Origin of the sequence: Actinomycetospora sp. CA-053990 (genome assembly GCF_050948445.1) — a bacterium.
Classification (GTDB): domain Bacteria; phylum Actinomycetota; class Actinomycetes; order Mycobacteriales; family Pseudonocardiaceae; genus Actinomycetospora; species Actinomycetospora callitridis.
On record NZ_CP192043.1, the window covers coordinates 5827421 to 5848617 of the forward strand.

Annotated in this window: 19 protein-coding genes; 13 read left to right on the forward strand and 6 right to left on the reverse strand. The window is 74.0% G+C overall.

Annotation, left to right across the window (positions count from 1 at the left end):
• Positions 1-87 precede the first annotated feature (87 nt).
• The 4 genes from ACQPYN_RS29700 to ACQPYN_RS29715 form a co-directional block, all read right to left on the reverse strand.
• Positions 88-2073: a prolyl oligopeptidase family serine peptidase gene (locus tag ACQPYN_RS29700; protein WP_433030502.1), complete on the reverse strand. Its 1986-nt coding sequence runs from the start codon at positions 2071-2073 to the stop codon at positions 88-90.
• 84 nt (positions 2074-2157) lie between these two features.
• On the reverse strand, positions 2158-3702 hold the full coding sequence (locus ACQPYN_RS29705) for an acyl--CoA ligase family protein (RefSeq protein ID WP_433030504.1): 1545 nt from the start codon (positions 3700-3702) through the stop codon (positions 2158-2160).
• 9 nt (positions 3703-3711) lie between these two features.
• The gene (gene gdhA, locus ACQPYN_RS29710; RefSeq protein ID WP_433030506.1) at positions 3712-5067 is read right to left on the reverse strand and encodes an NADP-specific glutamate dehydrogenase; all 1356 of its coding nucleotides are present in this window, start codon (positions 5065-5067) and stop codon (positions 3712-3714) included.
• Between the two features lie 57 nt (positions 5068-5124).
• Positions 5125-5964 carry an Fpg/Nei family DNA glycosylase gene (locus ACQPYN_RS29715; protein ID WP_433030508.1) on the reverse strand — a complete coding sequence of 280 codons (840 nt, stop codon included), beginning with the start codon at positions 5962-5964 and terminating at the stop codon, positions 5125-5127.
• Positions 5965-6044: 80 nt separating this feature from the next.
• On the opposite strand from ACQPYN_RS29715, the gene ACQPYN_RS29720 reads away from it, so the two are divergent.
• Positions 6045-6476, forward strand: coding sequence for a nucleoside deaminase (locus tag ACQPYN_RS29720; RefSeq protein ID WP_433039123.1), 432 nt, complete (start codon positions 6045-6047; stop codon positions 6474-6476).
• A gap of 15 nt (positions 6477-6491) precedes the next feature.
• Here the strand turns inward: ACQPYN_RS29720 and ACQPYN_RS29725 are convergent, their stop codons facing one another.
• Complete coding sequence (locus ACQPYN_RS29725) at positions 6492-7172, reverse strand: TetR/AcrR family transcriptional regulator (protein ID WP_433030510.1); 681 nt, start codon at positions 7170-7172, stop codon at positions 6492-6494.
• 81 nt (positions 7173-7253) lie between these two features.
• Between ACQPYN_RS29725 and ACQPYN_RS29730 the strand changes: the two genes are divergently transcribed.
• The 11 genes from ACQPYN_RS29730 (at position 7254) to ACQPYN_RS29780 (ending at position 20828) form a co-directional block, all read left to right on the forward strand.
• Positions 7254-8750, forward strand: a complete 1497-nt coding sequence (locus ACQPYN_RS29730; protein ID WP_433030512.1) for an acyl-CoA synthetase — start codon at positions 7254-7256, stop codon at positions 8748-8750.
• Entirely contained in the window at positions 8747-9982 is a 1236-nt protein-coding gene (locus ACQPYN_RS29735; RefSeq protein ID WP_433030514.1) for an acyl-CoA dehydrogenase family protein, read from the forward strand. Before ACQPYN_RS29730 ends, ACQPYN_RS29735 begins: the two co-directional genes overlap by 4 nt.
• Positions 9979-10761 (forward strand): TIGR03084 family metal-binding protein, encoded by a 783-nt coding sequence (locus tag ACQPYN_RS29740; RefSeq protein ID WP_433030516.1) that lies wholly within the window; start codon positions 9979-9981, stop codon positions 10759-10761. The genes ACQPYN_RS29735 and ACQPYN_RS29740 overlap by 4 nt, the downstream gene beginning before the upstream one ends.
• Positions 10758-12383: an acyl-CoA carboxylase subunit beta gene (locus tag ACQPYN_RS29745; protein WP_433030518.1), complete on the forward strand. Its 1626-nt coding sequence runs from the start codon at positions 10758-10760 to the stop codon at positions 12381-12383. The genes ACQPYN_RS29740 and ACQPYN_RS29745 overlap by 4 nt, the downstream gene beginning before the upstream one ends.
• Positions 12384-12465: 82 nt before the next feature.
• Positions 12466-14472: an acetyl/propionyl/methylcrotonyl-CoA carboxylase subunit alpha gene (locus tag ACQPYN_RS29750; protein WP_433030520.1), complete on the forward strand. Its 2007-nt coding sequence runs from the start codon at positions 12466-12468 to the stop codon at positions 14470-14472.
• Positions 14469-16205 carry an acyclic terpene utilization AtuA family protein gene (locus tag ACQPYN_RS29755; RefSeq protein WP_433030522.1) on the forward strand — a complete coding sequence of 579 codons (1737 nt, stop codon included), beginning with the start codon at positions 14469-14471 and terminating at the stop codon, positions 16203-16205. The genes ACQPYN_RS29750 and ACQPYN_RS29755 overlap by 4 nt, the downstream gene beginning before the upstream one ends.
• The gene (locus ACQPYN_RS29760) at positions 16202-17218 is read left to right on the forward strand and encodes a TIGR03617 family F420-dependent LLM class oxidoreductase (RefSeq protein WP_433030524.1); all 1017 of its coding nucleotides are present in this window, start codon (positions 16202-16204) and stop codon (positions 17216-17218) included. The genes ACQPYN_RS29755 and ACQPYN_RS29760 overlap by 4 nt, the downstream gene beginning before the upstream one ends.
• Positions 17215-18729, forward strand: coding sequence for a class I adenylate-forming enzyme family protein (locus ACQPYN_RS29765; RefSeq protein WP_433030526.1), 1515 nt, complete (start codon positions 17215-17217; stop codon positions 18727-18729). The genes ACQPYN_RS29760 and ACQPYN_RS29765 overlap by 4 nt, the downstream gene beginning before the upstream one ends.
• A gap of 1 nt (position 18730) precedes the next feature.
• Positions 18731-19873, forward strand: a complete 1143-nt coding sequence (locus ACQPYN_RS29770) for an acyl-CoA dehydrogenase family protein (RefSeq protein ID WP_433030528.1) — start codon at positions 18731-18733, stop codon at positions 19871-19873.
• 49 nt (positions 19874-19922) lie between these two features.
• Positions 19923-20405: a GNAT family N-acetyltransferase gene (locus ACQPYN_RS29775; RefSeq protein ID WP_433030530.1), complete on the forward strand. Its 483-nt coding sequence runs from the start codon at positions 19923-19925 to the stop codon at positions 20403-20405.
• 21 nt (positions 20406-20426) lie between these two features.
• A complete protein-coding gene (locus ACQPYN_RS29780; protein WP_433030532.1) occupies positions 20427-20828 on the forward strand; it encodes a hypothetical protein in 402 nt (133 codons plus the stop codon).
• A gap of 6 nt (positions 20829-20834) precedes the next feature.
• Here the strand turns inward: ACQPYN_RS29780 and ACQPYN_RS29785 are convergent, their stop codons facing one another.
• Entirely contained in the window at positions 20835-21068 is a 234-nt protein-coding gene (locus ACQPYN_RS29785) for a hypothetical protein (protein ID WP_433030534.1), read from the reverse strand.
• Between ACQPYN_RS29785 and ACQPYN_RS29790 the strand changes: the two genes are divergently transcribed.
• Positions 21067-21192: a hypothetical protein gene (locus ACQPYN_RS29790; protein ID WP_433030536.1), complete on the forward strand. Its 126-nt coding sequence runs from the start codon at positions 21067-21069 to the stop codon at positions 21190-21192. The two genes, ACQPYN_RS29785 and ACQPYN_RS29790, sit on opposite strands and share 2 nt — an antisense overlap.
• The last annotated feature ends 5 nt before the right edge of the window (positions 21193-21197 follow it).

Below are 21197 nucleotides of genomic sequence, written 5' to 3' on the forward strand. Positions count from 1 at the left end.
CCTCACCCGGAGTGACGTCTTCACTGTGCACCCGAGGCGCCCCTCGACGGAAGTGGACACCGCACGCGTCCGCCGGACGGACCGGACTCAGTCGAGGTTCTCGATCGGCACCGGGTCGATGCGCTCCCCGGTCGGCAGCGTGAAGCCGAACAGCCGCGCGTAGAAGGCGAGCTCGGCGTCGAGGGCGCGGCGGATGTTGCCGGCCTGACGGAAGCCGTGCTGCTCGCCGGCGAAGAGCAGGTACGCGACGGGCACGCCGCTCCGCCGCAGCGCCTCGACGATCATCTCCGACTGGTTCGGCGGGACGATCGCGTCCTCGTCGCCCTGCAGCACGATCAGGGGCGTCGTGAGCCGCTCGACGTGCGTGATCGGCGAGCGCTCCCGGTAGACCTCGCGCGCCTCCGGGTACGGGCCGATCAGGCCGTCGAGGTAGCGCGACTCGAACTTGTGCGTCTCGAGGGCGAGGGCCTCGAGGTCGGCGACCCCGAAGTGGTCGGCACCCGCGGCGAACGGGGTGTCGTCGCGGGCCAGCGCGGCGAGCGTCGTGAAGCCGCCCGCGGACCCACCGCGGATGGCGAGACGCTCCGGGTCCACCCGTCCGGCGTCGGCGAGCGCGCCCGCCGCGGCGAGGCAGTCGGCGACGTCGACGACGCCCCAGGCCCACCGGAGCTGCTCGCGGTAGGCGCGGCCGTACCCGCTGGAGCCGCCGTAGTCCACGTCGACGACCCCGAAGCCCCGGCTCGTCCAGTACTGCACCCCGAGGTTGAGCACCGGCGCCGCCGCCCCGGTCGGGCCGCCGTGCAGGACGACGAGCAGCGGCGGGAGCTCGCCGTCGGGGCCGGTGTGGGTCGTGGCCGGCGGGTAGTAGAGCGCGTGGGCGTCCCGCGGGGCGCCGGCGGCGTCGGTCGAGGTGAACGTCATCGGCTCCGGCACCGAGATCGTCGCGGGGTCGAGCCCGAGGTCGCGCGGGGCCCGCAGCGTCTCGACGGTCCCGTCGACGCCGACGCGGTGGACCCCCGGCTCGGAGGTCGGCGACCCGGCGACGCAGACGACGGTCCCGGGCCCGTCGGCGCGCACCGACCGGATCGTCGTGAACGGGGTGTCCAGCTCCGTCACCGTGCCGTCGAGCGCCCGGACGGCGAGGGCGTCGAAGCCGTGGGAGGACCGCGCGACGACGATGCTCCCGTCGGAGAGCGTCGCGTGGCGGGCGCCGGCGAGCTGCCAGGCGGGGAGCCCGATCTCGGCGTCCATGACGACGAGCGGGGTCACGCCGTCGTCGGGGTGCCAGCGATAGAGGTTCCACCACCCGGCCTCCTCCCCCGTCGCTGCGCTCGCCCTGGCGCGGTCGGAGAGGAAGTGCAGGGCACTGTCGGCCTGCCACACCGGCTCCCCGACCGACTCGCCGGGCCCGCCCGCGACGACCGTCTCGGTGCCGGTCGCGAGGTCGCGCACGGTGAGCACCGTGTCGTCCCACGGCATCGACGGGTGGTTCCAGGAGACCCAGGCGAGCCGGGCGGCGTCCGGGGACAGGCGCGGGGCGGCGACGAAGTCCGGCCCGGTGACCAGCACCTCGGGCTCGCTCGGCGCCCGCGCGTCGAGACGGACGATCTCGTTGACGACCTCGGTGGCCGGGGCGCCCTCGCGCGGGTGGTGCTCGCGCACGCAGACGAGCCACGTGCCGTCGGGCGCGACGTCGCCGTCGGCGAACCGGTCGCCCCGCGGGACCGTCGGCTCCGGGGTCAGGACGACGGGTTCGGTGTCCGGGGCGTAGCGACGCAGGCGCTGGTCGGCCCAGTCGACGGCGAAGACGGCGCCGTCGTGCAGCCACCACGCCCCGCCGCCGTACTCGTGGACCCCGGTGCGGGCGTTGGCGTCCGCGGGCAGCAGGTCGGCCACCGTGCTGTCGGCGTCCCGGCGCACCAGCTGGATCCGCCCGCCCTCGCCGGGGCGCCCCTCGCCCCACACGACGCCGCCGCGCCCGTCGGGGCGCACGCCGTCGAGCCGCACCCCGGCGGTGACGACGAGCTCCGAGGTGATCGGTGTCGGCCAGGATCCGTAGGGCAGCGGGGTCACGCCGTCACGGTAGGCGCCATGATCGACGGAAGAATACGGACACCGGGTGTCAGCGACGCGCCGCCGCTGACACCCAGACCGCACTCAACCGCGGTCCCGCAGCACGTTCTTCTGGATCTTCCCCGTCGACGTCTTCGGCAGCTCGCCGAAGACGATGCGCTTCGGTGCCTTGAACCGCGCCAGCTGGGTCCGGACGAGCTCGACCAGCTCGTCGGCCTCGACCTCGGCGGACACGGTCACGTACGCGACCGGCACCTCGCCCCACCGCTCGTCCGGGACGCCGACGACCGCCGACTCGACGACGGAGGGGTGGCTGTCCAGCACGCGCTCGACCTCGACCGACGCGATGTTCTCGCCGCCGGAGATGATCACGTCCTTGCTGCGGTCGCGGATCTCGACGTAGCCGTCGGGGTGGACGACGCCGAGGTCCCCGGTGCGGAACCAGCCGTCCGCGTCCACCTCCGCGGTCGCCTCGGGGTCCCGGTAGTACCCGAGCATCACGTCGTTGCCGCGCAGCACGAGCTCGCCCATCGTCTCGCCGTCCGACGGGACCTCGGCGCCGGTCTGCTCGTCGAGCACCCGCAGGCGCTGCGCGACGACGTTCCCGACGCCCTGGCGCGCCTTGAGCCGCGACTGCTCGTCGGCGTCGAGGTCGTCCCACTCGGGGTGCCAGTCGTTGACGGCGGCCGGACCGTAGGTCTCGGTGAGCCCGTAGAGGTGCGTGACCGACATGCCGAGCTCGTTCATGCGCGCGAGCAGCGTCGGCGTCGGCGGGGCGCCGCCCGTCGCGACGGTGACGCGCTCCGGGGCCGGCCCGTCCTTCGCCGCCTCGGCGTGGGCGATCATCGTCAGCACGGTCGGCGCCGCGCAGTAATGGGTGACGCCCTCGGTGCGGATCAGACGCCAGATCTCCTCGGCGTCGATCACGCGCAGGCACACGTGCAGCCCGCCCGCGGCGGTGACCGCCCAGGGGAAGCACCACCCATCGCAGTGGAACATGGGCAACGTCCACAGATAGCGCGACGCCGGCTCCAGCCGCATGTGGAACGCCATCGCCAGCGCCTGCAGGTTCGCGCCGCGGTGGTGGTACATGACGCCCTTGGGACGTCCGGTCGTGCCCGACGTGTAGTTGATCGCGAGCAGGCCGCGCTCGTCGGTGACCGGCACGACGCGCTCCGGCGAGTCGGCGACGAGCGACTCGTAGCGCTCGCCCTCCTCGACGAGCTGGACGCCCGTGCGCTCGGCGACAGCCCGCGCCTGCTCGACGAGCTCGCGGGTCGCGATCAGCAGCTTCGCACCCGAGTGCTCGACGATGTGGACGATCTCGTCGACCGACAGCCGGGTGTTGAGCGGCACGAGGACGGCGCCGGCGTAGGGCACGCCGTGGTGGCACTCGAGCATCACGTGGCTGTTGGTGGCGAGCGCGGCCACGCGGTCCCCGGGCTCGATGCCCATCTCGTGCAGGGCACCGGCCAGGCGCCGGGACCGTGCGCCGAACTCGGCGTAGGTGAAGCGCTGCTCGCCGTCGACGATCGCGGGCCGCGCGGCGAACGCGTGCTCGGCGCGGTCGAGGAACGCCGTCGGGGTCAGCTCGGTGAAGCTGAACGGGGCGGGGGTGACGTGTTCCATGGCGCCGGTCTACACCACCCCAAGGGCTGTCATCGCCTCCGCGACGCGGAGGAATCCCGCGGCGTTCGCGCCGTTCTCGAGGTCCCCGGGATCGCCGTGATAGAGCTCGGCGGCCTCGCGCACGCGGTCGTAGGCGTCGCTCATGATCGTGGAGAGCCGCCCGTCGACGTCCTCGGCGCTCCAGCGCTCCCGGCCGGCGGCCTGCTGCATCTCGAGTGCCGACACCGCGACGCCGCCGGCGTTGGCGGCCTTGCCCGGACCGAAGCCGATCCCGCCCTCGCGCAGGATCTCGCGCGCCTCCGGGGTCACCGGGCCGTTGGCGCCCTCGGCGATCACCCAGCACCCGTGGTCGACGAGCGCGCGCGCCTCGTCGGGGCCGATCTCGTTCTGCGTCGCGCAGGGCAGCGCGACGTCGCACTCCTGCGTGAACGGCGAGCCCTCCTCGGCCGTCGCCCCCGAGCGCTTCTCCGCGTAGTCGGCCACCGAGCCGCCCTGGCCCTTGATCTCGCGCAGGAGGTCGACGTCGACGCCGTCGGGCTCGGAGACCGACCCGCGCGAGTCCGAGCAGCCGACGACCGTCCCGCCCGACTCGATCACCTTGGCCATCGCGTGGAGCGCGACGCTGCCGCTGCCGGAGACGACGACGCGGGCGCCGTCGAGGTCGCGGCCCTGGTCGTCGAGCATCCGGCGGGTGAAGTAGACGACGCCGTAGCCGGTCGCCTCGGGGCGCAGCGCGGATCCGCCCAGCACCGCGGGCTTGCCGGTGAACGCGCCGGGCTCGTGGTAGCCGATGAGGCGCTGGTACTGCCCGTAGATCCAGCCGATCTCGCGGGAGCCGACGCCCATGTCCCCGGCGGGCACGTCCACGGCGGCCCCGACGTGGCTGGCCAGCTCGGTGGCGAACGACTGGCAGAACCGCATGAGCTCGCCCGTCGACAGCGCCTTCGGGTCGACGTCCGCGCCGCCCTTGCCGCCGCCGATGTCCTGGCCGGTCAGGGCGTTCTTGAACACCTGCTCGAAGCCGAGGAACTTGACGACGTCGAGGTCGACCGACGGCGCAAAGCGCAGGCCGCCCTTGTACGGGCCGAGCGCGGAGTTGAACTGGACCCGGAACCCGCGGTTGACCCGCACCCGTCCGCTGTCGTCGACCCACGGGACCCGGAAGACGATGACCCGCTCGGGCTCGCAGAGCCGGCCGACGACGTCGGTGTACTCGGGGTGCTCGACGAGCACCGGTCCGATGCTGCGGAGCACCCCCCGGACGTCGGAGTGGAAGAACTCCTGGTGCGGGTCACGGCGCAGGACGTCCCGCCAGACCTCCCGCAGCACCGCGTTCTCGGGTTCGTCGTCGCGTGCGCGCGCCATCGCCGTCCCTCCGAAACGTCGTTGTCCCGGTCGGCTGGTACCCCTGAGTGATCGGTCTCAGTCCGATTGCTCGGCCGAGCACCACCACGTCGTCCGGCCACCGACGACGCCTCGCTCCATCGGCGCACCGCACCGGGGACACGTCGCGTCCTTCTTCCGGTAGGGGATGACCTCGCCCGTGTGGACCCCGCCGTGCTCGATCGCGGCGCGGGTGGCCTTGCGCAGGACGCGGCGGAGGTCGTCGAGCTCGTCGGTGGAGAGCTCGCCCGCCGGGCGCGACGGGCGGAGCTTCGCCTGCCAGAGCGTCTCGTCGGCCAGCAGGTTGCCGACCCCGGCGAGCACCGACTGGTCGAGCAGCTTCGCCTTGATCGCGACGATGCCCTTGCCGACGCGGGCCCGGAACTCGTCGCGGGTGATCTCGGCGGCGTCCGGGCCGAGGGCCTCGACGGCGGGTTCGAGGTGCACGCGCCCGAGGCGTCGCTTGTCGAAGAGACGCAGCGCCCCGCCGTCGTCGAAGGTGATCGTGACGCGGTCCCACTCCGGTTTGTCCGGGCGCTCGCCGGGCTTCTTCGGCATCCCGCCGACGTGCGGGTCGCCGCCGGCGTAGAGGCTGCCGGCGTCGCCCGTCGGGCCGGTGACGAAGATCCGGCCACCCATGCCGAGGTGGATGCCGAGGTGCGGGCCCTCGTCCCCGTCGGCGGTCACGGTGTCGCACCACATCGTCTTGCCCCGCCGGTGCGCGGCGACGAGCCGGCCGCCCTTGAGCGCCTGGTCGATCTCGCCGGGGTGGTGCGGGCGGCACACGTACTCGTCGGTGTCGTCGACACCCGAGATGGTGCGGTCGAGGGCCTTCTCGACGACCTGGCGCGCGTTCTCGACCTCGGGCAGTTCGGGCACGGCTCCAGCATGCCCCGCCGGTCGGCCCTTCATCCGCGCGTCGCTGCTGGCACCGTGGACCCGTGATCGAACCCTCCGCCATGCTCGCCGTCGCGCTCGAGGAGGCCCGGGCCGGTGCGGCCGAGGGGGGCGTGCCGGTCGGCGCCGCCCTGTTCGGCCCCGACGGCGAGCTGCTCGGGCGCGGCCACAACCGCCGGGTCCAGGACGGCGACCCCGCCACGCACGGCGAGACCGCCGCCTTCCGGGCCGCCGGGCGCCGCCCGGACTACCGCGGCACGACGATGGTCACGACGCTCTCGCCCTGCTGGTTCTGTGCCGGGCTGATCCGCCAGTTCCGCATCCCGCGCCTGGTGGTCGGCGAGGCCGAGAACTTCGGCGGGCAGCATTCCTGGCTGGCCGAGTACGGCGTCGAGGTGACCGTCCTCGACGACCCGGACTGCGCGGCCCTGATGCAGCGCTTCGCCGTCGAGCACCCGGAGGCGTGGCTCGAGGACATCGGCGGGCCGGAGTAGGTCCCGACGGCGCGGTCAGCCCACGACCACGTCCCGCGCGCACGCCGCAGCGGGGCCGTCGGGGTCCGCGGCCTCCGCGACCGCCGTCTCCGGCACGCCGAGCCCCCGCAGGAGCGTGCGGCAGAACTCCGCGGCGACGGCCTCCGGGGCGAGGCGGCCCTCCGGGTCGAACCAGGTCCACATCCAGTGCAGCGAGCCGAACATCTGCAGGCTCCGCAGCCGGGCGTCGCCGGGGACGAACACCCCCGCCGCCTCGCCGTCGCGCAGGACCCCGACGACGAGGTCGCGGTAGGCGTCGCGCTGGGCGCGGGCCGTCTCCATCCCGGGCTCATCGGTGAGACGGACGACCTCGCGCTGGAACGCGATGGTCGTCGCCGGGTCGTCGGTCTGGTAGCGCACCCCGGCGTGGACGAAGGCGGCGAGCCGGTGCTCCGGGCGGTCGAGCCGGGCGAGGAAGGCGCGCGCCTCGTCGAGCGCGCGGCGCATGTAGCGCTCCTGGACCTCGGCGAGCATGCGGTCCTTGGTGCCGAAGTGGTGGACGATCGTCCCCTTCGACAGGCCCAGCTCCGACGCGACGTCGCCGAAGTTCGCGCGGTCGTACCCGCGCTCCGCGACGTGGCGGGTGAAGGTCACGAGGATCTCGTCGCGCCGCCCACCCCGCGCGCGACCCGGGGCCACCGTCGCCGGCTCCGTCATGACGCCCCCTTGTGAACTGACCGCACGTACGGGCAGAGTAGCCCAGGTCACGTCGGCGTGGGGTGTCCGAGGAGGACGGCGATGGACGGCGGGATCGCCGACTGGATCGCGAGGCGAGCGCAACGCCGGCCCGGCGCGGTGGCGCTCGTGGACGTCGCCACCGATGCCCGCCTGACCTACGCCGACCTCGACCGACGCGTCGGGGCCCGCGCCGCGGCGCTCGACGCCCTCGGGATCGGGGCGGGCGCGCGCGTGGCCCTGCTGGGCGAGAACTCCGCCGCCTATCTGGAGTGGCTCTTCGGCGCGGCCCGCCTGGGCGCGATCGCGGTGCCGATCAACCACCGCCTGTCCCCGGGCGAGGTCGCCCACGTCCTCACCGACTCCGGCGCGGCGGTGCTGGTGCGCTCGACCGCGTTCACGGGTCTCGCCGCGGACGCTCGCGAGGTGGCCGGCGCCCTCCCGGTGGTCGAGCTCGGCGAGGAGCCGGACGACGGGGTCGTCGAGGCGCGTCCCGTCGTGGGCGACGACCCCTGCGTGATCATGTACACCTCGGGCACCACCGGGGCCCCCAAGGGCGCGGTGCTCACGCACGACAACATGCTGTGGAACGCGATCAACATGGCCGTCGCCGGCCCCGGCATCGGCGGCACGGACATCACGGTCGCGGCGGCCCCGCTGTTCCACATCGGCGCGCTCGGTCTCTCCGCGCTCCCCCTGCTCTACGCGGGCGGGACGGTGGTCGTCGTGCCGTCGTTCGACCCGGCGGCCTTCGTCGATCTCCTGGCGCGCGAGGGCGTCACCACCCAGTTCCTCGTCCCGGCGATGTGGGCGGCGCTGACGCGCCTGCCGTCGCTGCCCCCGCTGCCCGCGCTGCGCTGGGCGATCTCGGGCGGGGCGCCGTGCCCCGTGACCGTCATCGAGCACTTCACCGAGCGCGGATGGACGTTCACCGAGGGCTTCGGGATGACCGAGCTCTCGCCCGCCGCGCTCTTCCTCGACGCCGACGACGTGCTCACCCACGCCGGCTCGGTCGGGCGGCCGTTCATGCACGTGGACGCGCGGCTGGTGTCGTCCTCCGGTGAGGACGTCGGCGTGGGCGAGGTGGGCGAGCTGGTCCTGCGCGGGCCGACCGTCTTCGCCGGGTACTGGAACCGCCCCGAGGCGACGGCCGAGGCGCTGCGCGACGGCTGGTTCCGCTCGGGAGACCTCGGCGTGCGCGATGCCGAGGGTTTCGTGACGCTGGTCGACCGCAAGAAGGACATGATCATCACGGGCGGCGAGAACGTCTATCCGATCGAGGTCGAGCAGGTGCTCCACCGCCACCCGGGCATCGCGGACGTCGCCGTCGTCGGCGTCGGGGACCCGCAGTGGGGCGAGACGGTGCTGGCCGTGGTCGTCGCGTCCGGGGATCTCGATCCGGCCGAGGTGATCACCTACGCCCGCGAGCGCATCGCGCACTTCAAGGCACCGCGGCGCGTCGAGGTCGTCGACGAGCTGCCCCGCAACGCCACGGGCAAGCTGCTCAAGCGCGTGCTGCGCGAGCAGTTCGCGGGCCAGGCGTCGGCGGTGGCGCGGTGAGCGCGTCCGCCGTGTCGCGCGAAGGGCACCATCAGCCGGGTAGAGCGCGCGAAGGTGCCCTTGGGCCGGAACCGGTTTCTGCGCACGACGCCTGGGCGACCCCCGAGCGCCGCGCGCTGCGCGAGCTCGTCGCCGACTTCACGACGCGCGAGATCGTCCCGAACCTCGAGCGCTGGGAGGACGAGGGCGCACTGCCGCGGGCGCTGCACGAGCGCGCCGGGGACCTGGGGCTGCTCGAGCTCGGCTTCCCGGAGGCCGCCGGCGGGGTCGGCGACCACCTCGACGCCTGCCTGGTCGCCGAGCAGCTGATCCTCTCCGGCGGGTCGAGCGGGGTCTGCGCGGGCCTGTTCACCCACGGCATCGGGGTCCCGCACATCGCGGCCGCGGGTGACGAGGAGCAGATCGCGCGCCTCGTGCGCCCGGTGCTGGCCGGCCGGGCCATCGCGAGCCTCGGGATCACCGAGCCCGAGGCCGGCTCCGACGTCGCGGCGATCACGACCCGCGCCGATCGCGACGGCGACGACTACGTCGTGACCGGCGCCAAGACGTTCATCACCTCGGGGACGCGGGCCGACTTCGTCACCACGGCCGTGCGCACCGGCGGCCCCGGGCACCGCGGGATCTCGCTGCTGGTGATCGAGACCAACCGTCCCGGGGTGTCCCGCTCGCGGCTGCGCAAGATGGGCTGGCACTGCAGCGACACCGCCGAGCTGCGCTTCGACGGCGTGCGGGTGCCGGCGACGAACCTCGTCGGCGTCGAGGGCACCGGCTTCCGCCAGATCATGGTCAACTTCGCCGCCGAGCGGCTGTCGATGGCCGTGCAGGCGTACGCCACCGCGCAGCGCTGCGTGGACCTGACGATCGGGTGGGCCCGGTCCCGGCGCACCTTCGGGTCGCCCCTGGCGCAGCGCCAGGTCGTGCGTCACCAGATCGCCGAGATGGCGCGGGAGACGGCCGTCGCGCGCACGTACGTCCGGGACGTCCTGGCGCGGTGGCAGGCCGGGACCGCCGACACCGATGTCGTCACCGATCTGGCGATGGCCAAGAACACCGCGGTCGCGGCGTGCGACGCCGTCGTCGACCGCGCGGTCCAGCTGCACGGAGGGATGGGCTACATGCACGGCGTGGAGGTCGAGCGCCACTACCGCGACGCGCGGATCCTCGGCATCGGCGGCGGCACGACCGAGATCATGAACGAGGTCGTGGCGGGCCGGTTGGGGCTGGACGCGTGAGCGGGCCCTCGGTCGAGGACCTGCTGGCCGACCTCGACGACGAGCGCGCGGCGGTGATGGCGCTGGTGCGTGGGCTCCCGCCGGCGTCGTGGGCGCTGCCCACGCGCGCCGAGCCCTGGACCGTGCGCGACCAGGTCGCCCACCTCGGCTGGTTCGACGCGGCGTTCGCCCGCGCGATCTCGACGCCCGCGGAGTTCGAGGCCGAGCGCGATGCGATCACCGACCTCGAGGGCTTCGTCGACGCCGCGAACGCCTCGGTGCCCGAGGCCGGCCCGGCGGCGCTGGCGTGGTGGCAGGACGCGGCGCGCGCGTTCGACGCCGCGGCGCGCGCGTGCGACCCGTCGACCCGGCTCCCCTGGTACGGGCCGCCGATGTCGCTCCGGTCGGCGATCACCAGCCGGATCATGGAGACCTGGGCGCACGGCAGCGACGTCGCCGACGCCCTGGGGACCCGTCTCCCGCCCACCGAGCGCCTGCGGCACGTCGCCGACATCGCCGTCCGCGCGCGGGCGCAGGGGTACCGGGTGCGGCGCCTCGAGGTCCCCGCGACCCCGGTGCGCGTCGAGCTGACCGGGCCGTCGGGCGAGGTGTGGCGATGGGGCGAGCCCCACGTGAGCGATGCCATCACCGGGGACGTCGAGGAGTTCTGCCTCGTGCTGATCCGTCGCCGCCACGTCGACGACACCGGCCTCGTGGTCACCGGCGACGCCGCGCGGGAGTGGATGGAGATCGGCCAGGCGTTCGCCGGGACGCCGGGGAAGGACCCGGTGCGGGCATGAGCGCTCCCGAGATCTCGCCCAGCACCGTCCTGGGCTCGCGACTCGACCCGTCGTCGGCGGAGTTCGCGGCGGACCGCGAGGCGATGCTGGCCGCGCTCGCGGGCGTCGACGAGGTGGCCGCGACGGTGCTCGCCGCCGGCGGGGCGAAGTACGTCGACCGCCACCACGAGCGCGGCCGGCTCACGGCGCGCGAGCGCGTCGACCTGCTCCTCGACCCCGACGCCGCGTTCCTCGAGATCGGCGCGCTCGCCGGCGCGCACGAGCCCGACCTGACCACCCCGGGCGCCGGGCTCGTCGTGGGGATCGGGGCCGTCAGCGGCGTCGAGTGCCTGGTCGTCGCCAACGAGCCGACGGTGAAGGGCGGCTCGATCACGCCGATCGGGGTGACCAAGCAGCTGCGCGGCCTCGAGATCGCCGAGCGCAACCGGCTGCCGGTGGTGGCGCTCGTCGAGTCGGGCGGCGCCGACCTCCCGCGCCAGGCCGACCTGTTCGTCCCGGGCGGGCGCACGTTCCGCGAGATGACGCGACTCTCGGCCCAGGGCATCCCGACGATCGCGCTGGTCTTCGGTTCGTCGACCGCCGGCGGTGCCTACATGCCGGGGATGAGCGAGTACACGGTGTTCGTCCGTGGGCAGGCGACGGTCTACCTGGGTGGGCCGCCGCTGGTGAAGATGGCGATCAACGAGGACGTCGACGACGAGACGCTCGGGGGCGCGGAGATGCACGCCCGCGAGTCCGGGCTCGCCGACCACCTGGCCGCCGACGAGCGGGACGCGCTGCGGATCGGGCGCCGGATCGTCGCCGACCTGGGCTGGCGTCGCGGCGGACCCGGGCCCTCGCTGCCGTCCGACCCGCCGCGGTACCCGGCCGAAGAACTGCTGGCCTGTGCGGCGAGCGATCCGAAGCGGTCGGTCGAGGTGCGCGACGTCCTCGCCCGCGTCCTCGACGGCTCCCGCTTCGACGAGCACAAGCCGCTCTACGGCACGACGCTCGTCTGCGGCTGGGGATCGATCGGCGGGTTCCCGGTCGGCGTGCTCGCGAACAACGGGATCCTGTTCTCCGAGGAGTCGCAGAAGGGCGCGCAGTTCGTCCAGCTCGCCAACGCACGCTCGATCCCGCTGCTGTTCGTCCAGAACATCACGGGGTTCATGGTCGGGTCGGCCTACGAGCGCGGCGGGATCATCAAGGACGGCGCGAAGCTGATCAACGCCGTGTCGAATTCCGAGGTCCCGCACCTGACGCTCATGGTCGGCGCGTCCTACGGCGCGGGGAACTACGGCATGTCCGGGCGCGCCTACGACCCGCGCTTCGTGTTCACCTGGCCCAACCACCGCATCGCGGTCATGGGCGGCGCCCAGCTCGCCGGGGTGATGTCGATGGTGCAGCGCCGCTCGGCGGAACGGGCCGGGCGTCCGTACGACGAGGACACCGACCGCGCGACGCGCACGGCGATCGAGGACGGCGTCGAGGCGCAGTCCAACGCGGTCTACGCCTCGGGGCGGATGTGGGACGACGGGGTCATCGACCCCCGCGACACCCGCACGGTCCTCGGTCTCGCCCTCTCGGCCGTCCACTCGGCCCCCATCGCCGGCGCGACCCGCTTCGCGCCGTTCCGGATGTGAGCGGGGTGGTGGCTCTCGCATGCAAGCCCTGCGTCCTCGCTTGCACTCAACGCCAGGAAATCCACATCCTCGAGGTGCGCCGGTGATCAGCACGCTGCTCGTGGCCAACCGCGGGGAGATCGCGCGCCGGGTGATCCGCGGCGCCCGGACGCTCGGCATCCGCACGGTGGCGATCTACTCCGAGCCCGACGCCGACGCCCCGCACGTCGCCGAGGCCGATCGCGCCGTCGCACTGCGGGGTTCGACGGCCACGGAGACGTACCTCGACGTCACGCAGGTCCTCGCGGCCGCGCGGGCGACGGGCGCGGACGCCGTGCACCCCGGTTACGGGTTCCTGTCGGAGAACGCCGGGTTCGCCCGGGCGTGCGCCGACGCCGGGCTGACGTGGGTGGGTCCGGACCCGGCGTCGATCGAGGCGATGGGCGTCAAGCACACCGCCAAGGCCCTGGCCCGCGAGGCCGGCGTGCCGACGCTGCCGGACGCGCTGCTGGACTCGGACGACCCCGACGACTGGGCGCGCGCCGCCGAGGGCGTCGGGTTCCCGTTGCTGGTCAAGGCCTCGGCGGGTGGTGGCGGCAGCGGGATGCGGGAGGTGCGGTCGTCCGACGCCCTCGCCGAAGCCGTCCGCTCCGCCCGCGCCGAGGCCGCGCGCAGCTTCGGCGACGAGACGGTGTTCCTCGAGCGCCTGCTCGACGCGCCCCGACACATCGAGATCCAGGTCGTCGGCGACGCGCACGGCCACGTCGTCCACCTCGGCGAGCGTGAGTGCTCGATCCAGCGGCGGCACCAGAAGGTCGTCGAGGAGGCGCCGTCGCCCGCCGTGTCGCCGGAGGTGCGCGAACGGATGGGCAGCACGGCCGTGGCGCTCGCGGAGAAGCTCGGCTACGTCGGCGTCGGGACCGTCGAGTTCCTCGTCGACGATGCGGATTTCCGCGCACCCAGTGCCAGCGAGGACGCAGCGCTTGCACCCCCCGGCTACTACTTCCTCGAGATGAACACCCGGCTGCAGGTGGAGCACCCGGTCACCGAGGAGGTCTACGGCGTCGATCTGGTCGCGCTCCAGCTCGCCGTCGCCGACGAGGAGCCGCTGCCCTTCACGCAAGACGACGTGCGGCCCCGGGGACACGCGGTCGAGGTCCGGCTCTACGCCGAGGACCCCGCCCAGGACGACCGCCCCGCGCCCGGCACCCTCCACCGCTATGCGCACGACCAGACCCTCCGCTGGGAGGACGCGCTGGGCGCGAGCGGCGAGATCAGCGCTTTCTACGACCCGATGATCGCCAAGGTCATCGCTCACGCCCCCACCCGGGCCGCGGCCGCGCGACGCCTCGCCGCCGGGCTCGCGCAGGCGGAGATCCACGGGCCGCCGACCAACCGCGACCTGCTCGTCGCCGTCCTGCGCGACGCCGACTTCCTGGCCGGCGCCACGCGCACCGACTTCCTCGACCGCCACCCCCACCTGCGCACCCCGGCGCCCGCGACCCCGCCCGTCGTGCACCTCGCCGCCGCGGTGGCCTGCACCAGCGCGGCGCGCCGGGAGCACGACCCCCGCGCCCACCTCGCCCCACCCGGCTGGCGCACCCTGCGCGGCGCGCCCCGTCCGACCGTGCACTGGGCCGGACCGGACGGCGAGATCGCGGTGAGGTCCACGATCCGCCCGGACGCGATCGTGCTGGACGTCGACGGCGTCGAGCACACGCTCGGCCTCAAGGACCTCGCCGCGGGCTCGGCCCGCCTCACCCACGACGGCGTCGAGTACCGCTGCCGGGTCGCCCAGCACGGCGGGACCGCGTACGTCGACGACACCGAGGGCCACGGCGCCTGGCGGGAGCTGCCGCGCCTGCCCGCCCCCGACGCCGCGGCGGGCGGGGCGGGGCCGGTCAGTGAGGTCCCGGGCACGGTCGTCGAGGTCCTCGTCCGCGAGGGTGAGCGGGTCGTCGCCGGCCAGAAGCTCGTCGTCCTCGAGGCCATGAAGATGGAGCACCCCGCGCTCGCCGCCGCCGACGGGATCGTCGAGACCGTGCACGTCGCGGTGGGCCAGTACGTCGAGGCGCACGCCACGCTCGTCACGCTGGGGGCGCCCGAATGATCGCGATCGCCAACGTCTCCGGCTTCTACGGCGACCGGCTCGCCGCGGCGCGCGAGATCGTCGACGCGCACCAGGAGGGCCGCGTCCACGTCGACGTCCTCACCGGTGACTGGCTGGCCGAGCTGACGATGGGGCTGCTCGCCAAGCAGCGCGAGCGCGGCGCCGGGGGGTGGGCGACGACGTTCGTGCGCCAGATGCACGACGTGCTCGCCGACTGCCTCGACGCCGGCATCCTCGTCGTCGCCAACGCCGGCGGGCTCGACCCGGCCGGGTGCGCCGCGGAGATCGCCGCGATCGACGAGCGCGCGAGGGTCGCCTGGGTCGGCGGGGACGACGTCACCGAGCAGGTGCGTGCCCTGCCGCCCGAGCGCACGGCGCACCTCGACACCGGCGAGCCGCTGCCGGACGCGCCGCTCGTCGCCAACGCCTATCTCGGGTGCCGCGGGATCGTCGCCGCGCTCGAGGCCGGCGCGAACGTCGTCGTCACGGGCCGCGTGACCGACGCGGCCGTCGTCGTCGGCCCCGCGGCGTGGTGCCACGGGTGGGGCGTCGACGACCTCGACGCGCTCGCCGGCGCCGTCGCCGCCGGACACGTCATCGAGTGCGGCGCCCAGGCCACCGGCGGCAACTTCTCCTTCGCCGCGGAGCTCGACGGCACCGAGCACGTGGGGCTACCGGTCGCGGAGATCGAGGCCGACGGGTCCTCGGTGATCACCAAGGCCGCCGGGACGGGCGGCGCCGTGACCGTCGAGACCGTCACCGCCCAGCTGCTCTACGAGGTCGACGGGCCGCGCTACCTGACTCCTGACGTCGTCGCCCGCCTCGACACCATCACGCTGACCCAGGAAGCGCCCGACCGCGTCCGGCTCGCCGGCACCCGCGGTGAACCCCCGCCCGACACCGTCAAGGTCGGCGCCGTCGTGCCCGCCGGGTGGCACAACGAGATGACGTTCGTGCTCACCGGCCTCGACGTCGAGGCGAAGGCCGAGCACGCGCTCGCCGCGCTGTGGGCCGGGGTGCCGGGGGGCCGCAAGGCCTACGACCGCGTCGAGACCCGCCTGCTGCGCGCCGACCGGCCCGACCCCGCGCGCATGACGGAGGCGGTCTCCCTGCTCACCGTGGCCGTCGCGGGGTCCAAGGAGGCCGTCGGGCGGCTGTCCCGGGCGGCCGTCGAGACCGCGCTCGCGGGCTACCCCGGCTTCTTCGCCACCGCCCCGCCAGGCCCCGGCAGCGCCGCGAGCGTGTTCTGGCCGATCCTGCTGCCGGCCGCCGACCTGCCCCAGACCGTCGGCCTCGGCGACCGGACGTGGACGGTGCCGCCGCCCGCCGTCGAGGCGAGCGAACGGGGAGTTCCGGCGCCTAGAAGCAGCGAACAGCGCGTTCGCTCCGACAGCCCGACCACGCGCGCCCCGCTGGGGACGATCGTCGGGGCGCGGTCGGGCGACAAAGGCGGGAACGCGACGCTCGGGCTGTGGGCGCGGGACGACGCGTCCTCCGCGTGGCTGCGCGCCTGGTGGGACGCCGAGCACGTCGCCGACCTTCTCGGCGAGGACGCCGCGGGGTGCGCGCTGCGGTTGTGGGAGTTCCCGCTGCTCCGGGCGGTCGGCGTCACCGTCGTGGGCTTCCTCGGACGCGGGGTGGCCGACAACCTGGCTCTCGACGCACAGGCCAAGGGGCTCGGCGAGTTCGTCCGGGCCCGCCACGTGGACATCCCTGAGGAGCTGCTGCGATGAAGGTCGACGCCACCGTGGTCACCGGCGGGCTCGGCGACTTCGCCGACGACGCCGTCACCGCGGAGAAGGCCGGGTACGACGCGGTCTGGGCCTCGGAGACCCAGCACGACCCGGCCGTCATGATCACCCTGGCCGCCACCCGCACCGAGGCGGTCACCCTCGGCACCGCGATCACCGTGGCGTTCGCCCGGACGCCGATGACGACGGCGATGACCGCCAACGACCTGCATCTCGTCACCGGCGGGCGGTACGCGCTGGGGCTCGGGACGCAGATCAAGCCGCACGTCACCAAGCGGTTCTCGATGCCGTGGTCGGAGCCCGCACGCCGGATGCACGAGTACATCCGCGCCGTCCGCGCGATCTGGGACGCCTGGGCCACCGGCGAGCGCCTGGACTTCCGCGGCGACTTCTACACGCACACGCTCATGACGCCGTTCTTCTCGCCCGGGCCCAACGCGTACGGCAACCCGCCGATCCACCTCGCCGGCGTCGGGCCGCGGATGACGGCGGTGGCGGGCGAGGTCGCCGACGGCTTCATGGCGCACGCGTTCTCCACCGAGCGCTACCTGCACGAGGTGACGCTGCCGGCGCTGCACCAGGGCTTCGAGAAGGCCGGGCGCGACGGCAGCGGCTTCGAGTTCTCCGCGACCGCGCTGATCGCCACCGGCAACACCGAGGAGGAGTTCGAGGAGTCGATCCGCGACGTCCGTCGCCAGGTCGCGTTCTATGGCTCGACCCCGGCGTACCACCCGGTGCTCGAACTGCACGGCTGGGGCGATCTCGCCCGCGAGCTCAACACGCTCTCCAAGAGAGGCGAGTGGGAGGCGATGGGCGACGCGGTGGACGACGAGGTCCTGCACACCATCGCGATCGTCGCCGAGCCCGGCGAGGTCGGACCCGCCCTGGAGCGGCGCTTCGGAGGCGTCGCCCAGCGGATCCCGCTCTACGCGCCGCGCGGGTCGCAGACCGACCGCTGGGGTCCGGCCCTGGCCCACCTGCAGGCGCTCCCGTGAGCCTCCCCGGCCTCCTGCGCAGCGCCGCCCGCGACCGCCCAAACGCGGTGTTCCTGCGCGAGGCACCTGGGACGATCACTCTGCGCGAGCTCGACGAGCACGCCGACCGGCTCGCGGCCGGGCTCGCCGCGCGGGGCGTCGGCCCCGGCGACCGTGTGGCGGTCGCGCTGCCGAACGGCGCGGCGTGGATCGGCCTGCTGTTCGCGACGACGCGCCTCGGCGCCGTGCTCGTCACCCTCAACGTCCGCTACCGGGGCAGCGAGCTCGAGCACATGCTCGCCGACTCCGGCGCCCGCGTCGTGGTCACCGTGCCCGAGGCGGGCGGGACCGACCTCGTCGCCCTCTACGCCGAGCTCGAGCCCGCGCTGCCCGACCTCGAGCACGTGGTGGTCGACGTCGACGAGCTGCTCGGGGACCGGTCGGGAGGGAGGCCCGGTGACGACGCCGACGCCGACGACCCCGCCGTCATCCTCTACACCTCCGGCACCACCGGGACCCCGAAAGGCGCGGTGCTCACCCACGGCAGCCTGCTCGCGTCGGCGCGCGCCGAGGCGGAGCACCTCGGTCTCGGACCGGACGACCGGTTCCTCGCGACGATGCCGTTCACGCACGTCGGCGGCCTGACCTGCACGCTGTTGTCGGCCCTCGTCGCCGGCAGCGAGGTCGTGCTCACGCCGGGGTTCTCGCCCGCGGTCGCGCTGCGGGACGTCGTCGAGCACGGCGTCACCGTGTTCGCCGGGGTGCCGACGATGTGGACGCTGCTGCTGCGCGAGCTCGGCCCGGACGCCACGCTCCCGTCGCTGCGTTTCGCCGTGGCCGGCGGCTCCAACGTCGAGCCCGCCCTGTGCACCGCGATCACCACGGCCGCGCCGTACGCCCGCGTCGTCAACCTCTACGGGCTCTCGGAGACCTCCGGCGCCGCGGTGATGTCGGCGCTCGACGACGACGCCGACACCGTCGCGAGCACCCTCGGCGTGCCGCTGGCCGGGATCGAGGCCCGGATCGTCGACCCGGTCGAGGGGACCGACGCCCCAGGAGACGGGGCGGAGGGAGAACTGTGGCTGCGCGGTGCGCCCGTCGCCGCCGGCTACTGGCACCGCGAGGAGCCGACGACGTTCCGCCCCGAGGGTTGGCTGGCCACGGGCGACGTCGTGGCCCGCGTCGGCGGCGACCACCTGGCGCTGCGGGGGCGGCTCAAGGAGATGTTCATCAGCGGCGGCTACAACGTCTATCCCGTCGAGGTCGAGAACGTCCTCGGCGCCCACCCGGGCGTCGCGATGGTGGCCTGCGTCGGGGCCCCCGACGACACCCACGGCGAGGTCGGGCACTTCTTCGTCGTCCGCACGCCCGGCAGCGACGTCACCGCCGACGAGCTCGTCGCCCTCGCCACGGACCGGCTGGCGAACTACAAGGTCCCGCGGGTCGTCGAGTTCGTCGAGGACCTGCCGCTCACCCCCGCCGGGAAGATCCAGAAGGCTGTCCTGCGGCAGCGTGTCCAGAAGGAGGCCTGAGATGGTCGCGTTCACCGAGGAGCACCAGGCGTTCCGCAAGACGGTGCGGACGTTCGTCGAGCGGGAGATCGACCCGTACGTCGACGGGTGGGAGCGCGACGGGCGGATGCCGACGCACGAGCTGTTCGCGAAGCTCGGCGACCTCGGCTTCCTGGGCCTCGAGTACGACCCCGCGTACGGCGGTGGGGGCGCGGATCACCTGTTCGCGGTGGTGCTCGCCGAGGAGATCGGGCGCTGCGACGCCGCCGGCGTGGGGATGGCGATCGCCGTGCAGACCGACATGGCGACCCCGTCGCTGCACCGCTTCGGCACCGAGGAGCTCAAGCAGCGCTACCTCGTCCCGGCGATCCGGGGCGAGATGGTCAGCGCGATCGCGGTGACCGAGCCCGACGCCGGCTCCGACGTCGCCGGCCTGAAGACCCGCGCGGTCCGGGACGGCGACCAGTGGGTGATCCACGGGTCGAAGCTCTACATCACCAACGGCGTCGAGGCCGACTGGCTCTGCCTGCTCGCCCGCACCTCCGACGAGGGCGGCGCGCGCGGCATCAGCCAAATCGTCGTCCCGACGACCACGCCCGGCGTGAGCGTGTCCCGCAAGCTCGACAAGCTCGGCAACCGCTGCTCGGACACCGCGGAGCTGGCGTTCGACGGGGCGAAGGTCCCGGTCGACCACACCATCGGCGAGGTCGGTCGCGGCTTCCAGCAGCAGATGTCGCAGTTCCAGAACGAGCGGATGGTCGCCTGCTACGGACGGGTCGGCGCCTGCGAGCGCGCGCTCGACCGCACCGCCGCCTACCTGCGGCAGCGCGAGGCGTTCGGCGGGCCTCTGATCAAGAACCAGTACCTGACCTACCAGCTCGCCGAGCTCTACGCGCGCCTCGACATGTGCCGGCACTACAACTACGCCTGCGCCGAGGCGTACATGCGCGGCGAGGACACCTCGCGCTTCGCGACGATCGCCAAGCTCGCGATCGGCCGGCTCTGCGAGGACGTCGCCCGCACCTGCCTGCAGTACCACGGGGGACTGGGCTACATGGAGGAGACGTGGACCGCGCGCTTCCTGCGCGACATGCGGATCACGTCGATCGGCGGCGGCGCCGACGAGGTCATGCTCCAGGTCATCGCGAAGATGCACGGCATGTGAGACCCCTCCGTGAGTGAAATTCCCGGCTATAGCCGAGAACATCACTCACATGGGGATCGACGTCGTACCGCTGAGCGCCGAGCAGGCGGTGACGCTGCTGACGGAGCCGGAGGAGTTCGCCGGGCGCTTCGGACTCACCCTGGTCGACGGCTTCCTCGCCTTCCCCGAGGCGCTCGAACCGACCGTCGAGGCGCTCGAGGGCGGGATCGCCCCGGCGTGGTTCGCGCACCTGATCGTCGAGGGCACGCAGGTCGTGGGCCTCGGCGGCTACACGGGCCCGCCGGTGGACGGCGTCATCGAGATCGGCTACTCCGTCGCGCCCTCGTGCCAGGGCCGGGGGATCGCGACCGCGGCCGTCGGGCAGTGGCTCGACCGCGCCGCGCGGGCCGGGGTGCGGCGCGTCGTCGCCCACACCCTGCCCGCGGAGAACGCCTCGAGCGCGGTGCTGCGCCGCAACGGCTTCGTCCGCGACGGGATCACCGCCGACCCGGACGAGGGCACGGTGTGGCGCTGGGCCTGGTACCCGGGCTGATCCCCACTACGGTGGCCGACCGTGAACCCGCCCACCCCCGTACAGCGCTCCTTCCAGCTGTGGATCGCCGCGGTCGTCGTCGGCGTCGTCGGCAGCGCCCTCTCGCTCGCGACCACCACCGCGGCTCCGAGCCCCCTCGCCGCGACCGGCGGCTTCGTCGGCGTCGTCATCGGCCTGCTCTTCCTCGGCGTCGTGGTCTACCTCGCCCTGCGGCTGCGGGCGGGTGACCACTGGGCCCGCCTGGCCCTGACGATCCTGGGCGGCATCTCCGCGGTCTTCACCGTGCTCGGCGTGCTGCTCACCGCGGGCCTCGGGGTGAGCATCGGCGCCGTGTCGACGATCGTCAGCCTCGTCCAGGCCGCCCTGATCGTCGCCGCGATCCTCTTCGCGTTCCAGGGCCCCGCGAACGCCTACTTCCGCTGAGCGCCGTCAGACGTGGTCGACCGTCGACGCGCCCTGTGACGCGGAGGCGCAGTGGGCGCAGCAGAAGAAGCGGCCGTCGACCTGGTGGCCGTGTCCGAGGATCATGACGCCGCAGTGCTCGCAGCGCGGGGCCATCGTGTGGATCGCGCACTCGAAGCTGTCGAAGGTGTGCGTCACGCCCTGCGCGCGCACCTCGAAGGCCATCTCGTAGTCGTTCCCGCAGGTCTCGCAGACGGCCATGACGGTCCTCCTCGCGTCGTGCGGCGGCGCGGGCGCGCCGACCGGGGCCGACGGATGCCCGACGGGGCGGCCCGACAACCTGCCGGAGCACCTGAGCCCGGCCGCCACGGCCCCGCTGCGGTAGAACGG

Excerpts from the sequence above, each read along its gene's own strand:
- ACQPYN_RS29705 (WP_433030504.1), bottom strand. The coding sequence starts at position 3,702 with ATGGAACACGTCACCCCCGCCCCGTTCAGCTTCACCGAGCTGACCCCG.
- gdhA (WP_433030506.1), bottom strand. The coding sequence starts at position 5,067 with ATGGCGCGCGCACGCGACGACGAACCCGAGAACGCGGTGCTGCGGGAG.
- ACQPYN_RS29720 (WP_433039123.1), top strand. The coding sequence starts at position 6,045 with ATGCTCGCCGTCGCGCTCGAGGAGGCCCGGGCCGGTGCGGCCGAGGGG.
- ACQPYN_RS29725 (WP_433030510.1), bottom strand. The coding sequence starts at position 7,172 with ATGACGGAGCCGGCGACGGTGGCCCCGGGTCGCGCGCGGGGTGGGCGG.
- ACQPYN_RS29730 (WP_433030512.1), top strand. The coding sequence starts at position 7,254 with ATGGACGGCGGGATCGCCGACTGGATCGCGAGGCGAGCGCAACGCCGG.
- ACQPYN_RS29745 (WP_433030518.1), top strand. The coding sequence starts at position 10,758 with ATGAGCGCTCCCGAGATCTCGCCCAGCACCGTCCTGGGCTCGCGACTC.
- ACQPYN_RS29755 (WP_433030522.1), top strand. The coding sequence starts at position 14,469 with ATGATCGCGATCGCCAACGTCTCCGGCTTCTACGGCGACCGGCTCGCC.
- ACQPYN_RS29760 (WP_433030524.1), top strand. The coding sequence starts at position 16,202 with ATGAAGGTCGACGCCACCGTGGTCACCGGCGGGCTCGGCGACTTCGCC.
- ACQPYN_RS29770 (WP_433030528.1), top strand. The coding sequence starts at position 18,731 with ATGGTCGCGTTCACCGAGGAGCACCAGGCGTTCCGCAAGACGGTGCGG.
- ACQPYN_RS29775 (WP_433030530.1), top strand. The coding sequence starts at position 19,923 with ATGGGGATCGACGTCGTACCGCTGAGCGCCGAGCAGGCGGTGACGCTG.
- ACQPYN_RS29790 (WP_433030536.1), top strand. The coding sequence starts at position 21,067 with ATGACGGTCCTCCTCGCGTCGTGCGGCGGCGCGGGCGCGCCGACCGGG.
- ACQPYN_RS29785 (WP_433030534.1), bottom strand. The coding sequence starts at position 21,068 with ATGGCCGTCTGCGAGACCTGCGGGAACGACTACGAGATGGCCTTCGAG.